14 protein-coding genes and 2 pseudogenes are annotated in these 13,752 nt (G+C 67.2%); 7 read left to right on the forward strand and 9 right to left on the reverse strand.

Going from position 1 to position 13,752, the window contains the following annotated elements:
* The 3 genes and pseudogenes from MJ956_RS14275 to ubiT form a co-directional block, all read right to left on the reverse strand.
* A pseudogene (locus tag MJ956_RS14275) lies at nucleotides 1-112 on the reverse strand (U32 family peptidase); the annotation flags it as partial.
* 30 nt (nucleotides 113-142) lie between these two features.
* On the reverse strand, nucleotides 143-1,120 hold the full coding sequence (ubiU, locus tag MJ956_RS14280; RefSeq protein WP_253965125.1) for a ubiquinone anaerobic biosynthesis protein UbiU: 978 nt from the start codon (nucleotides 1,118-1,120) through the stop codon (nucleotides 143-145).
* Nucleotides 1,121-1,131: 11 nt separating this feature from the next.
* Complete coding sequence (gene ubiT / locus MJ956_RS14285) at nucleotides 1,132-1,716, reverse strand: ubiquinone anaerobic biosynthesis accessory factor UbiT (protein WP_253965116.1); 585 nt, start codon at nucleotides 1,714-1,716, stop codon at nucleotides 1,132-1,134.
* A 63-nt stretch (nucleotides 1,717-1,779) separates the two neighbouring features.
* Here ubiT and MJ956_RS14290 point away from each other — a divergent pair, with 63 nt between their 5' ends.
* Together MJ956_RS14290 and MJ956_RS14295 are read left to right on the forward strand one after the other, a co-directional pair.
* On the forward strand, nucleotides 1,780-3,306 hold the full coding sequence (locus tag MJ956_RS14290) for a UbiD family decarboxylase (RefSeq protein ID WP_253965117.1): 1,527 nt from the start codon (nucleotides 1,780-1,782) through the stop codon (nucleotides 3,304-3,306).
* Nucleotides 3,303-3,881, forward strand: coding sequence for a UbiX family flavin prenyltransferase (locus MJ956_RS14295; protein ID WP_253965118.1), 579 nt, complete (start codon nucleotides 3,303-3,305; stop codon nucleotides 3,879-3,881). Before MJ956_RS14290 ends, MJ956_RS14295 begins: the two co-directional genes overlap by 4 nt.
* Before the next feature lie 61 nt (nucleotides 3,882-3,942).
* Here MJ956_RS14295 and MJ956_RS14300 read toward each other — a convergent pair whose 3' ends face one another.
* The 5 genes from MJ956_RS14300 to lepA form a co-directional block, all read right to left on the reverse strand.
* Complete coding sequence (locus MJ956_RS14300; RefSeq protein WP_253965119.1) at nucleotides 3,943-4,938, reverse strand: DUF808 domain-containing protein; 996 nt, start codon at nucleotides 4,936-4,938, stop codon at nucleotides 3,943-3,945.
* Between the two features lie 81 nt (nucleotides 4,939-5,019).
* A complete protein-coding gene (locus MJ956_RS14305) occupies nucleotides 5,020-6,312 on the reverse strand; it encodes an Hsp70 family protein (protein WP_253965120.1) in 1,293 nt (430 codons plus the stop codon).
* A gap of 269 nt (nucleotides 6,313-6,581) precedes the next feature.
* A complete protein-coding gene (locus MJ956_RS14310; RefSeq protein ID WP_253965121.1) occupies nucleotides 6,582-6,818 on the reverse strand; it encodes a DUF2283 domain-containing protein in 237 nt (78 codons plus the stop codon).
* Complete coding sequence (locus MJ956_RS14315) at nucleotides 6,815-7,009, reverse strand: hypothetical protein (protein ID WP_253965122.1); 195 nt, start codon at nucleotides 7,007-7,009, stop codon at nucleotides 6,815-6,817. Before MJ956_RS14315 ends, MJ956_RS14310 begins: the two co-directional genes overlap by 4 nt.
* Nucleotides 7,010-7,072: 63 nt before the next feature.
* Nucleotides 7,073-8,851, reverse strand: a complete 1,779-nt coding sequence (gene lepA, locus MJ956_RS14320; protein ID WP_253965126.1) for a translation elongation factor 4 — start codon at nucleotides 8,849-8,851, stop codon at nucleotides 7,073-7,075.
* A gap of 39 nt (nucleotides 8,852-8,890) precedes the next feature.
* On the opposite strand from lepA, the gene MJ956_RS14325 reads away from it, so the two are divergent.
* From MJ956_RS14325 to MJ956_RS14340, 4 genes and pseudogenes are all read left to right on the forward strand, one after another.
* Entirely contained in the window at nucleotides 8,891-9,442 is a 552-nt protein-coding gene (locus tag MJ956_RS14325) for a CYTH domain-containing protein (RefSeq protein WP_341482731.1), read from the forward strand.
* Between the two features lie 31 nt (nucleotides 9,443-9,473).
* Nucleotides 9,474-9,827 (forward strand): annotated as a pseudogene (locus MJ956_RS14330) (CHAD domain-containing protein); the annotation flags it as partial.
* Nucleotides 9,710-10,846, forward strand: a complete 1,137-nt coding sequence (locus tag MJ956_RS14335; RefSeq protein ID WP_479768643.1) for an acetyl-CoA C-acyltransferase — start codon at nucleotides 9,710-9,712, stop codon at nucleotides 10,844-10,846. The pseudogene MJ956_RS14330 and the gene MJ956_RS14335, both read left to right, overlap by 118 nt.
* A 3-nt stretch (nucleotides 10,847-10,849) precedes the next feature.
* Nucleotides 10,850-11,503 carry a dimethylsulfonioproprionate lyase family protein gene (locus MJ956_RS14340; RefSeq protein WP_253965123.1) on the forward strand — a complete coding sequence of 218 codons (654 nt, stop codon included), beginning with the start codon at nucleotides 10,850-10,852 and terminating at the stop codon, nucleotides 11,501-11,503.
* Nucleotides 11,504-11,553: 50 nt separating this feature from the next.
* On the opposite strand, the gene MJ956_RS14345 is transcribed toward MJ956_RS14340, so the two are convergent.
* Entirely contained in the window at nucleotides 11,554-13,116 is a 1,563-nt protein-coding gene (locus tag MJ956_RS14345; RefSeq protein WP_253965124.1) for a winged helix-turn-helix domain-containing tetratricopeptide repeat protein, read from the reverse strand.
* Between the two features lie 168 nt (nucleotides 13,117-13,284).
* Here MJ956_RS14345 and MJ956_RS14350 point away from each other — a divergent pair, with 168 nt between their 5' ends.
* Nucleotides 13,285-13,497, forward strand: coding sequence for a tautomerase family protein (locus MJ956_RS14350; protein ID WP_206456087.1), 213 nt, complete (start codon nucleotides 13,285-13,287; stop codon nucleotides 13,495-13,497).
* Nucleotides 13,498-13,752: the final 255 nt, after the last annotated feature.

Raw genomic sequence — 13,752 nt, forward strand, 5'->3', positions numbered from 1 at the left:
CCTCGCCGACCACCACCCGGTCGACTGGCGCCTCGTCGGCGATCCGCGCATAGAAGTCGGACCATTCGTCCGCCGGCCAGTTATAGAGCACCGGGCCCAGTGTCAGGCGCATCGTCGCGCTCCCTTGCTCACGGCGCCGGTGTCAGCGCCAGATCTTGCGATAGGCGCCGAGCGTGCTCGTCTGCCCCTCGGTAAGATGCGCCAATTCGCTGACCGGCACGGGCCGTCCGGCGGCGATCGCGTCGGTGGCCCGGCGGAAGCTCTTCACCACCGCGGAGACATAGGCGCGGCTGCGCTGGCGACCCTCGATCTTCAGCGCCGTCACCCCGGCCTCGGCCAGCCGGGGGATCAACTCGGCGGCGTCGAGGCTGATCGGATCCTCAAAGACGTGGCCGGTGTGGCCCCCGGCCGAAAAGCATCCCTTGCAAAGCGTCGGGTAGGGGGCCGGTGCATCCTTGGCGACCTTGTGAATGGTGAAGCCGGCGAGGCGTGAGACCAGTTCCTCTTGCTCCTCGCCATAGACGACGTGACTGGCGGGCGAGCAGACCCCGTGCATGTTGGGTGATCGTCCGGTGGCGTAGGAAGACAGCGAGCAGCGCCCCTCGGCCATCACGCAAAGCCCGCCGAAAACGAAGACCTCGGTCTCGACGTCGATGTCGCGGTTGATTGCGGCGATCTCCTCGACGCTCAGCACCCGGGGCAGCACCACCCGCTTCACGTCGAACGCCTCGGCGTAGAACATGATCGCATCGGGGTTGGCGGCCGCCGCCTGGACCGAGAGATGCCGTCGGAGTCCCGACCGGTGTTCGGCGGCATAGGCGAGCAGGCCGAGATCGGCCAGGATCACCGCGTCGGCCCCCACCGCTTCGGCGTCGTCGACCGCGCGGTGCCAGAGGTCCTCCGACCCGGCGCGCGGAAAGGTGTTGATCGCGATCAAGAGTTTGGCGCCCGCCCTGTGGGCGTAGGCGACGCCGGCGGCCATCTCCTCGCGCGAAAAATTCAGGCCGGGAAAATTGCGGGCATTGGTCTCGTCGGCGAAGCCGCAATAGATCGTATGCGCGCCCGCGTCGACGGCCGCGCGCAACGCCGCAGGCGTACCGGCAGGGCAGACCAGTTCCAGCGCCGGCCCGCTCATGCGTTGATCTCCGGCCGCATCAGCGCGACCCCGGTGATCCGTTCCGCCACCCGTACCAGCGGACGTAACTGGCGCCCCATGGCGCGGCCCGGCGGGCCGAGACTTTCGGCGACCGCGTCGAACAGGTCGATCTCGGCATCGTCGGTCGCGTTGCGCAGCGCCAGCGCGGCCTCGGTGTCGCCCTCGATGGCGATGTCGCGCGAGAAAAACAGCGCGTCGCCGTCATAGGCGCCGTGGATCATGCCGATGAGCGCGGCCAGCGGCCCGGCGATCCGGCAATCCCAGTCGGCGGAGGTCGAACGGCTCAGCGCTTCGATGCTGGGACGGGTGGGCCGGGGGCAGAGCAGAAAGGCGAATGGCAGATCCGTCGGGTCGATCAGAAAGCGCTTTTCCGCATGCGGGCCGAGACGGGAGAACAGGCCGGGATGGTGCTCCGCCAAGTCGCGAGCGGCGCGTCCCAGGATCAGCGAGAGGGGACCGGGGGGGAGCGGCGCGAGCAGGCGCGCGGCCGCTGTCGGGAAATGGGGTATCGAAGTCGCGACGTTCATGACGTTTGGGGTAATGGCGATGCCTCCTTTCATCCTTGATCGAAATCAAGTCCGGCGAACCGATCGGCGGGGTATCAGGGCGGACCAAGAGGAAAGATGCCGATCCGCGACCTGCCCCCCTTCGCCAACCTCGGCGAGTTCCTCAGCCATCTTGACCGCTCGGGCGACCTGGTGCGGGTGGCTGAACCCGTTTCGCTCGAACACCAGATGACGGCGGTGCATCGCCATGTGCTGCGCCAGGGTGGCCCGGCGCTGCGCTTCGACGCGGCGACGGACCGCCTGGGCCACTCCACGACGATGCCGGTGGTCGCCAATCTGTTCGGCACGCGGCAGCGGGTAGCGGCGGGGCTTGGACTGACACTCGACAGGGTCGAGGAACTGGGCGAACTACTGGCCGCGCTGCGTGAGCCCGCTCCGGTCGAAGGGATGCGCGACGCGTTCTCGCGCTGGCCGATGCTGCGCTCGGCGCTGGCGACCCGGCCCCGCCTAGTGAAGCGCGCGCCCGTGCAGCATACGGTTCTTGAGGGCGACGATGTCGACCTCGGCCGCCTGCCGGTGCAGACCTGCTGGCCGGGCGAGCCCGCACCGCTGATCACGTGGCCGCTGGTGATCACCCGTCCGCCGGAAACAGAGGCCGGGGACACCGCCCGGACCAATATGGGCGTCTACCGCATGCAGGTGCTCGGCCGCGATCGCGCGATCATGCGCTGGCTGGCGCATCGCGGCGGCGCGGCCCACCATCGCGCCTGGGCGGAACGGGGCGAGGCGATGCCGGTGGCTGTTGCGATCGGGACCGACCCGGCGACGATGCTGTCCGCCGCCCTGCCGCTGCCCGAGGGGATCGCGGAACTCCGCTTCGCCGGCGTGCTGCGCGGCGAACGCCAGGCGCTGACCCCGGCGCGCACGGTGCCGCTGATGGTGCCCGCCGAGGCCGAGATCGTGCTCGAAGGCTGGGTCTCGCCGACCGAAACGGCGCCGGAAGGTCCCTATGGCGACCACACCGGCTATTACAACGCGGTCGAGCCCTTCCCGGTGATGCGGATCAGCGCCATCACCATGCGACGCGACCCGCTGTATCTGACCACCTTCACCGGCCGCCCGCCGGACGAGCCGGCGGTGATCGGCGAGGTCTTCAACAGTCTGGCGCTGCCGATGATCCGCCGTCAGATTCCGGAGGTCGTCGATCTGTGGCTGCCGCCCGCGGCGTGCTCCTACCGCATGGCGGTGATTGCGATCCGCAAGCGCTACCCCGGACAGGCCCGGCGCGTGATGATGGCGCTGTGGGGAATGCTGGCGCAGTTCTCCTACACAAAGACGATAATCGTCGTGGACGACGACATCGATCCCGGAAGCTGGTCCGACATTTCCTGGGCGTTGGCGACGCGCATGGACCCCTCGCGCGATCTCATGGTGATCGAGCGGACGCCGATTGACTATCTCGACTTCGCCTCGCCCGAGCCTGGTCTCGGCGGCAAGCTGGGGATCGACGCCACCAACAAGATCGGCGCCGAGACCCGGCGCGAATGGGGCGAGGTGCTGGATATGCCGCCCTCCCTGGCTGAAGAGGCGGCGCGGTTCTGCGAGCGGCTCGCACTGGTCGGATCGAAGGAGCTGCCGACATGAGCGCCGCCCCCGTTATCCTGGGCGTCAGCGGCGCGTCCGGCGCGGCGATCGCCCTGCGCCTGGCCGAGCTGTTGAGCGCGGCGGCGGTGCCGGTCGAACTGATCGTCACCCGCGGCGCCGAGCAGACCCTTGACGAGGAAGTCGGCCCCGATGCGCTGGCCCGGCTCGACGGCCTCGCCACCAGACGTCATGCGATCGACGATCTCGGCGCCACGGTGGCGTCGGGCTCCTATCCGGTCGCCGGGATGATCGTGGCGCCCTGTTCGATGCGCAGTCTCGGCGCGATCGCGAATTCGCTGAGCGACAATCTGCTCGTCCGCGCCGCCGACGTGCAGCTGAAGGAGCGGCGCCGGCTGGTGCTGATCGCCCGCGAATCGCCGCTGCATCTTGGTCATTTGCGGGCGATGTGCGCGGTGACCGAGATGGGCGCCATCGTTGCGCCCCCGAGCCCGGCCTTCTATCTGAAACCGGCGACCTTGGACGAGATCATCGACCAGATCGCCCGGCGCGCGGCCGATCTTCTCGGTCTGCTGCCGCCGATGGCGCGACAATGGAACGGCGATCGTCCCCGCTGACGATCGGCCGCTTTGGCCGGGCTCAAGCGTGGGGCGATGCGGGCCTTGCCGCCCGCCGATCTCAATGCGCCGGCGCGTCCTTCCCGCCGTTGACGGCGTTCCACAGCGGCGCGACGACCGCCCCGACGATCGGGATCAGTGCCGCGCCGACGATGAGGCCGACAACTCCTGCGCCGGCCGCCGCCACCAGCCAATGGACGAAGCCGCCGAACTCGCCGATCGCATGGACCGCCGCCTCGGCGCCGATTTCGATCGTGTGGCCGATGGTGGTGAAGCCGTATTCCTCGAGGCCGTGGACGATGATGCCGCCGCCGACCCAGATCATCGCCGCGGTGCCGACGACGGCCAGCAACTTCAGGAAGACCGGCATGCCGACGACGAGGCCGCGGCCGATCGCCCTAATCACCGGAGCAAGCGCCGAAGACGTGTCGCTCTTGGCCATGGCGAGCCCGACATCGTCGGCCTTGACGATCAGCGCGACGCCGCCATAGACGACCACCGTTATGCCGATGGCGACGATCGCCAAAACCGCGGCCTGCATGGCGAGGCCGCCCTCCGGAAGCCCGGCGAGGGTGATCGCCATGATCTCGGCAGAGAGGATGAAATCGGTCTTGACGGCGCTCGCGACCTTCTGGTTTTCCAGCGCCCTCGGGTCGGTCTTGGCGCCGGTAAGCTTGGCCTCATGGGCGTGAGCCTTGTGGGGAAACAGCGCTTCGTAGACCTTCTCGGCGCCCTCGTAGCTGAGATAGAGCCCGCCGAGCATCAACAGCGGAGTGATTGCCCAGGGCGCGAAATAGCCAAGCAATAGCGCGCCCGGCAACAGGAAGACGAGCTTGTTCTTGAGCGAGCCGAGGGTGATGCGCCAGATGATCGGCAGCTCGCGTTCCGGCTTGAATCCGGTGACATAGCGCGGCGTCACCGCGGCGTCGTCGATGACCACGCCGGCGGCCTTGGTGCCCGCCTTGGCGGCCTGCGCGGCGACGTCGTCGAGCGAGGCGGCGGCCACCTTGGCGAGGCCTGCGATGTCGTCGAGAAGCGCGATCAGTCCGATGCTCACGATCCGGTCCTTTGGTTCAGTTCAGCGTCAATCCGTCATCCGTGACGTTATAGGTCGCGCGTGCCATTTAGCGAACGCCGCCTAGGCGAATCGCCGGGCGGCATCGAGGGCCAGCCCGAGCCCGACGCTGCCGAACTCGTCCGCCTGGGCGATGGCGGCGCCGGGAAAGCGCCGGGTGGCGGCGGCGCGCACGGCCGGCACCAGCGCGCCGCCGCCGGTGAGGATCACCGTCTGGATCGATCCGGCCGCGACCCCGGCGCTGGCAAGGGCCGCGTCGATCGCGCCGGCGATGCGGCCGTTGAGCTCGGCCGTCGCCGCCTCGAAGGCGGCGCGGGTCACCGGCAGGTCGAGCGCAAGTCCCGGCTCGCGCAGCGCGACGCTCGCTTCGGTTTCCTCGGTCAGGGCGATCTTGGCCGCCTCCACCGCGCCGGCGAGGCGATGGCCCGAACGGTGGACGAGGAGATGGGCATAGCGGGCGAGCTTGTCCGGTTCGGCGGCCTCGCGCTCCAGACTTCGGATGTCGCGGCTGTTCTTGGCCGTGTAGAGCGTGTTGATCCGGTGCCAGGTCGCCATGTCGTTGAAGTACCAGACCGGCATCGCCCGCTTGCCGTCGGCGGTCGTCGTGCCGAGGCCGAAATGCGGCATCACCGCCGCGATGTTGAGCAGGCGGTCGAAATCCGTGCCGCCGACATGAACGCCGGCGGTGGCCAGGATGTCGGAGCGGCGGTCGACCCGGTTCGCGGCCCGGCCGGTGGCGTTCGGCGATAGGCGCAGGATCGAGAAATCCGACGTGCCGCCGCCGATGTCGACAACGAGGGCGAGTTGCTCGGACGTTACCGTCCGCTCGTAATGGAGCGCGGCGGCGACCGGCTCGTACTGGAACTCGATGTGGCGAAACCCTTGCGCGCGGGCTGCGGCCTCCAGCTGCCCTTCGGCGGCGCGATCGGCCGCATCGTCCTCGTCGACGAAGCGCACCGGGCGGCCGAGCACGATCGAATCGAGGGCGGCGCCGGCAGCGGCCGGGTCGGCGGTGGCGGCCTCCTCCAGCCGTTCGCGCAGATGCCTGAGAAACCGGCCGATCAGTTCCTCGAAGCTCATGCGCTGGCGGCCGATGGGCGTCGTCTCGGCCATCAGCGAGGTTCCGAGGATCGATTTCAGGGCCCGCATGAAGCGCCCCTCAGCGCCGTCGCGATATTCGAACACCGCGGCGCGGCCGACATAGGTCTCGCCGTCCTCGAAGCTGAAGAACAGTGCCGAGGGGATGGTGAGATGCGCGTCCTCCAGTGGCACCAGCCGCGGCGCCGCGCCGGGAGCCGCGAGCGCCAGCGTGGAATTGGTGGTGCCGAAATCGAGGCCGGGAAACAACGGTGTCATGCAAAGGCTCTGGAAACAGGCGGAACGCGCCGGGCGGACGAGGACGTCCGGAGATGAAAAGGGACGGGGAGAACGTGGAGCCGCGGTGCTTAGCCGAAGCGGCGGGCGGGATGAAGGCATGGCTTCGCGTTTCCGCGCCCGGATGGGCCGGATTGTGACAGGGGCCCCGCTGGTGTTGCGCTTAAAGGTTCTTGGTTGCTGTCGTTCGTCGACAGGCTCAGGCTCAGGCGGAAGGGAGCCGCGCCCCTTGCCGCCGATCGATCATCTGCTCACGCCACTTTCAGCGAATGCTCCTCGCCGCTCAGGGAATCGACGACGACGAACTTGCCGTCGTCCCCCGCCGCCAGTTGTTCGTTGGCGTTGAGAAGTTCGATGCCGTAGACGGAGCCGTCGGGCGCGAGGTCGATCAGCACCGACGGGCTGATTTCTACGGTCTCGACCTCAACGCGCTCGTCCTTGAAGCGTATGTAGGCGGCGTTGGCCGCCGGATCGTAGGTGAGCTTCATGAGATGCTCCAGAATTTGACGATGACGGTGATCACCAGCCAGTCGCCATCTTCAAAGACAGCATAAGCTTCGATCCGCTTCGTGTCGAAGGTCTTGCCGCGCCGACGATGAGAGCCCGGAAAGTCGCGGCGAAAGCCGGTCCGGTCGAAATTTGCTTCGAAACGCTCGCCGCTCAAGATTGTCTCGACCACCTCAGCCTCGCCCCGCGTTCCTCGATCCGCGCCTTGGCGTGAGGATGGAGGCGGATCACAGGATCAGCTATCCATCTTCAGGGCGGCGATGAAGGCCTCCTGCGGGATGTCGACCTTGCCGAACTGGCGCATGCGCTTCTTGCCCTCCTTCTGCTTGTCGAGGAGCTTGCGCTTTCTGCTGGCGTCGCCGCCATAACATTTGGCGGTGACGTCCTTCCTGAGCGCCGAGATGGTCTCGCGGGCGATCACCTTGCCGCCGATCGCCGCCTGGATCGGGATCTTGAACAAATGGTTGGGGATCAGTTCCTTCAGCTTCTCGCACATGGCCCGGCCGCGCCGCTCGGCCTGATTGCGGTGGACCAGCATCGACAGGGCGTCGACCGGCTCGGCATTGACGAGGATTCCCATCTTGACGAGGTCGCCCTCGCGGTACTCGGTCATCTGGTAGTCGAAGCTGGCATAGCCCTTGGAGATCGATTTCAGCCGGTCGTAGAAATCGAAGATCGCCTCGTTCAGCGGCAGTTCGTAGGCGACCAGTGCGCGCTTGCCGACATAGGACAGATCGACCTGGATGCCGCGCCGCTCCTGGCAGAGCGTCAGGATGTTGCCGAGATATTCGTCCGGGGTGAGGATCGTCGCCTTGATCCAGGGCTCCTCGATGTGGTCGATCTTGACCACGTCCGGCATGTCGGCCGGGTTGTGCAGCTCTTGTATCGAGCCGTCGGTGAGGTGGATCTTGTAGACGACCGAAGGGGCGGTCGCGATGAGGTCGAGTTCGAGGTGCAAGAGGCCGAGGAAACCGCAGCGAAAGCCGAAACCGAGCGCGGCCGAGGATTCCATTTCGAAGGAGAAGCTGGCGTCGTTGAGCCGCAGCCGGCCCATGGCGGCGCGCAAATCGTCGAAATCGGCGGCGTCGACCGGGAACAGGCCGCAGAAGACCACCGGCTGGGCCGGCTTGAAGCCGGGCAGCATCGTCGTCGTGCGGCGCTTGTCCTCGGTGATGGTATCGCCGACGCGGGTGTCGGCGACTTCCTTGATCGAGGCGGTGATGAAGCCGAGCTCGCCGGGGCCGAGCGCGTCCACCTGGACCATCTTGGGCGTGAAGACGCCGACCCGGTCGACCGGATACTTGGCGTCCGTGCCCATCATGCGGATCACCTGGCCCTTCTTCAGCTCGCCGTCGATGACGCGGACCAGCACGACGACGCCGAGATAGGAATCGTACCAGCTGTCGACCAGCATCGCCTTCAGCGGCGCGGCGCGGTCGCCTTCCTTCGGCGGGGGCAGGCGGTGGACGATCGCCTCCAGCACGTCCTCGATGCCTAGGCCGGATTTCGCCGAGATCATCACCGCCTCGGAGGCGTCGAGGCCGATCACCTCCTCGATCTGCTCCTTGACCTTGTCGGGTTCGGCGGCGGGCAGGTCGATCTTGTTGAGGACCGGCACGATCTCGAGATCGTTGTCGAGGGCGAGATAGACATTGGCGAGCGTCTGCGCCTCGACGCCCTGCGCCGCGTCAACGACGAGCAGCGCGCCCTCGCAGGCCGACAGCGAGCGCGACACCTCATAGGCGAAATCGACATGGCCGGGCGTGTCGATGAGGTTGAGAACGTAGGTCTCGCCGTTCTTCGCCGTATAGTGCAGGCGCACGGTCTGGGCCTTGATGGTGATGCCGCGCTCGCGCTCGATATCCATCGAATCGAGCACCTGCTCCTTCATGTCGCGCAACTCCAGCCCGCCGGTCGACTGGATCAGACGGTCGGCCAGCGTCGATTTCCCGTGGTCGATATGGGCGACGATCGAGAAGTTGCGGATGTGGGACAGCGGCGTATTGGCGGGCATGGTGCTCATGAGCCGCGATATAGAGATTTGTGACGGTTCTTGGAAGCACCGTTTCGCGCTGCGGCGGCGATGGATCGGGGGTCGCGGCGGAACCGGGTGGGCGCGGCGGGCGTCTTGGCGATGATGGGACGCGAGATCGAACGCAAATTTCGGGTGACCGGAGAGGACTGGCGCGGCCAGGTCATCGAGACGTATCGTCTCGAGCAGTTCTATCTGTTCGTGCGCGAAAACGTCTCGGTGCGGGTGCGGATCCGGGACGGGACAAGCGCCCGACTGACGATCAAGACCGGCGGCGGCATGGATCGCGGCGAGTTCGAATACGAGATTCCGTTGTCCGATGCCGAGGCGCTGCGCGAGAGCCGGGTGGGGATCGTGGTGGAAAAGACCCGCCATATCGTGCCGCTCGGCGCGTTCAGGGTCGAGATCGACGTCTTTGCCGGCGCGCTCGCCGGGCTGGTGATGGCCGAGATCGAACTTCGCGACGCAAGCGACAGACCGGATCTGCCGGCCTTTCTCGGCCGCGAGGTGACGGGCGACGCGCGCTTCACCAACGCCCGGCTTGCCATCGACGGCCGGCCGGACGACGTTTGAACGTCGGCCAAGGCGCGAAGGGGAACAGGGCATGGCATTCAGGATCGATCCGGGCCAGGCATTCGACGCGGAGTTTCGCCGGATCGCCGGCGAACAGCTCCGCAAGGCCGGACGCGAGCTGGGCGACGATGGCGGCGACCCGCATGCGGCCATCCACGCCGCGCGCAAGCGCCTGAAGAAGCTGCGTGGCCTGTTGCGGCTGGTTCGCGACGCCGATGCGGGTTTCTATGCCGAGGAAAACGCCCGCTTTCGCGATATCGCGCGGGCATTGTCGGGGGTGCGAGACGCCGCCGCGCAGATCGAGGCATTGGACGCCCTGGAGGCGCGCTTTGCCGGCGACGTGGCGACCAAGGCCTTCGCGGCGATCCGCGCCCGGTTGACGGAGCGGCGCGATACGGCGGCGGCCAGGGAGGCCGAAACCGGGATCGCGATCGAGACGGCGTTGACGAGCCTCGGCGAGGCGCGGCTGCGGCTCGACGGCTTTGTCATTCGGCGGCGCGGGCGATCCGCGCCGGCGAGATGGAACTCGCCATCGCCGGCGGCGTCGAATCGATGTCGCGGGCGCCCTTCGTCATGCCGAAGGCCGAGACGGCCTATTCCCGCAACGCGGCGATCCACGACACGACGATCGGCTGGCGCTTCGTCAATCCGCTGATGAAAGCGCAATACGGTGTCGATTCGATGCCGGAAACCGGCGAGAACGTCGCGGCGGATTTCGGCGTGCGTCGCGCCGACCAGGACGCCTTCGCCCTGCGCTCGCAGCAAAAGGCCGCCGCCGCGCAGGCCTCGGGCCGGCTGGCCAGGGAAATCACGCCGGTCACCATTCCACGGCGAAAGCGCGATCCGATCCTCGTCGACACCGACGAGCACCCGCGCGCCGACACGACGTTGGAGAAGCTCGCCGAACTGCCGACGCCGTTCCGCAAGGAGGGCGGCTCGGTGACGGCCGGCAACGCCTCGGGCGTCAATGACGGGGCGGCGGCGCTGGTCGTCGCATCCGAGGCGGCGGCGCGCAAATACGGCCTGACGCCGATCGCCCGCCTTCTCGGTGGCGCGACGGCCGGCGTGGCGCCGCGGATCATGGGCATCGGCCCGGCGCCGGCGTCGCGGAAGCTGTGCGAGCGCCTCGGCCTGAAACCCTCCGATTTCGACGTGATCGAACTTAACGAGGCCTTCGCCAGCCAGGGCATCGCCGTCTTGCGCGAACTCGGCATCGCCGAGGACGGACCGCATGTGAACCCCAATGGCGGGGCGATCGCGCTCGGCCATCCGCTCGGCGCATCCGGCGCGCGGATCACCGGCACGGCGGCGCTGGAGCTTTCCGAGACCGGCGGCCGCCGCGCGTTGGCGACGATGTGCATCGGTGTCGGCCAGGGCATCGCGATCGCGCTGGAGCGGGTGTAGACGATGGTGCTCAGTGCGAATCCCGACTGGCTGTACCTCCTGCGCGAGTTCGACCACGTCTATCGACGCGGCTCTGCCGGCGGCAGCGCCGTCATCCGCGGTCATCGCAGGCGGGTTCGCGAGGCGTTGAGCCGGATCATCGACAACGACCCGGAGATCGGTCCGCGCGAGCCGCATACTCTCCCGGTGGTCGCGCATTTCGGACGCGCCATCGACATGGCCGCGACCGGTCCGCTGGCCGCGCTGGCCCGCGCCGTTGACCGGGTCAGCGGACAGATCACCTGGGAGCACGGCTATTCGCGCATACCGCAACATCTGGCGCGCCAATATGCCTATTGCGAATTGCTGGGGCCGCAAGGCCCGGTTCGCGCCGATTGCCTCATCATCGGCCTGGTCCTGTTCGCGCCGAACACGACCTACCCCCAGCACAGCCATCACGAGATCGAGGAAAGCTATGTGTCGGTCTCCGGCGCCTGGTCGGAGAACGACGTGGCGGTCTATGCGCCCGGATCATTGATCCTCAATCGATCCGGCCATGAACACCGGATCACCGTCGGCGGCCTCGACCCGTGTTTGCTGGCCTATGCCTGGCTGGGGCCGGCGGAGCGGCTGGCCGCACCGCAAATGCGCTTCTCCAAGCCGGCTCGCAAGGGCTGAAGGCTCACGGGGACGGCGGCTGCCGCGGCTCCATTTCGTTATCCGATGGCTTAAAATCCCTGCTCCGCCAGTAATTTCGAGATATTGCGCCGCAGCGGGCTATCCCCGAACGGAAACGAGCTGAAGAAATGGGCTTGCGAGATGTCGTTGCGGCGGCCGCGCACATCGGCGGCCCAGAGCTTCGTGCGCCGCTCGTCGCCGTTCAAGGCATGGGCGACGACGGCGATCATGGCGATCAGGACGTGGGCGCCCGGCGAGCGCGCCGCCCGGTCCGCCCAGTTCGCGGCCTCCGCGGTATCGCCGCGGATCATGCAGGCCAAGGCCCGCGTCCCCAGCATCGCATAGCGAAACGGATCGAGCGGGCTGAGCGACAGCGCAATCCGGGCATTCTCGGTGCCGTTCCTGTCGCGTTCGCAAATCGTGTCCGCCCAGGCGCGGGCGTAAAAGCCTTGCGCGTAATTGGGACTGAGCGTGGTGGACCGGTCCAGCCAGGACAGGCTGCCGTCGATATCGCCCGTCAGCCAGAAGGCACGTCCCATGGTGAAGTTGGCGAAGGGATCGATCGGGTCGAGTTCGACGCTGCGCTCGGCGGAGCGGCGCGCCGCCGCGACGGCCCCCGGCGGGTCGTCGGTGTAGCGCAGAAAGGCGTTCTGAAATGCGGTCGAGGACAGACCGGCGTGGGCGCGGGCGAAGCGTGGCTCCCGGGTGATCGCGCTTTCGAAGAGGCCTGCGGCGACCGCGTTATCCTTCTTGTTGAACCGGTAAAGATGCTGAAGACCGAGGTGATAGGCGGACCACGCATCCAGGTTTTCCGGCGCCCCCAAACGCGCGAGATTGGCCTCATTGAGTGGAATCTGAATCTCCAGGGCGGCGATGATGTTGGCGACGATCTGGGAGCGGATCTCGTGAATCTCGTCGAGCCGGGCGGCGAAGCGGTCGCCCCAGACGACGCCGCCGGTTCGTGTGTCGGCGAGCTCGGCCACGACGGTCGTCGAATTCCCGAAAACCTCGACAATGCCCGACAGACAATAGCGCACGTTGAGAATCTCGCCGATCTCGCCAACGTCGGGATCGGGCGAGCGGAAGCGGAACGAGGACCCGCGCGCGATGACGAACAGCCAGCGCAGCCGCGACAGCGCGGCGATCAGATCGTGGGGCAGGGCATCGGCGATGGCGCCATGCGATCCGGCGGCGCCGAGCAAACGGAAGGGAAGGACGGCGATCGACGGGCGGGCGTCTTCCGCGACCTTGATCGGCCATTCGTTCCGGCAAGGCGAGGCTGGTTGCCGCGAGTCTTGCGACGCGACGGTTCTGACCTCGGCGACGAAACGCAGACCCTGGCCGTGCACGGTACGGATAAAACACTGCGCCTTGCCATCGTCGCCAAGCGCGCGGCGGGCCGATTTGATGCGGCTGGTAATGGCCGAATCGGAGACGATGCGCCCGTCCCAGATTTTTTCGACAATCTCGTCCCTGGAGACCATGCGCTCCCGGTTTTCGACGAGAAGAACGAGCAGGGCGAAGACCTGTGGCTCGACCGGAACGACCGTGCCGTTGCGCCGCAACTCGACCTGGCTGGCGTCCAGTTCGAAGGATTCGAAAACATAAAGCATCGTCCGACCGCCGTAGAGCGCGTGCTCCGCCGACGATCCTAGCATATCTCCACGCGATCTCCCCGAATTCTCCCGCTATCCTCCCAGTATACCGCAAGGGAATACGCTACGACCATAACGCCTGTTCAAACATCGCGGCAGGCCGGTCCAGATCAAAGGAGCAAGATCATGCCACTCGTCGACATTCAGCTGATCGAAGGCGTCTTCTCGGCGGCGCAGAAGAAGGAAATGATCGAGAAGGTGACCGACACCATGGTCAAGATCGAGGGCGAGGCCATGCGCGGCGTTACCTGGGTGCGGGTTCAGGAACTCGGTAGCGGCGAATGGGGCATCGGCGGCAAGGCGCTGACCACCGAGGACGTCAAGGCCCTGCAAGCCTGAGCGCCTGCGCTACTCGTCTCCCGGACTTTTCTGTCGCCGTGGCCGGTCACGGCCGCGGCGGGATTTTTCGCACATCCCGACAACCGGCCCGGCGCCGCTCGCCGACGGGACCGCGCCATCCGCGGGGCTGGGTAATTCTTTCCCCTTCGCACAAAAAAGGGCGGCCCGGTTTGACCGAGCCGCCCTCTTTGTCATGGGATTGTCAGGTCCGTTTCGGCCGCGTTCGCGCCCGATCAGAACTCTTCCCAGCTGTCG

Origin of the sequence: Aurantimonas marianensis (assembly GCF_024195285.1) — a bacterium.
In the GTDB taxonomy this organism is placed as follows: domain Bacteria; phylum Pseudomonadota; class Alphaproteobacteria; order Rhizobiales; family Rhizobiaceae; genus Aurantimonas; species Aurantimonas marianensis.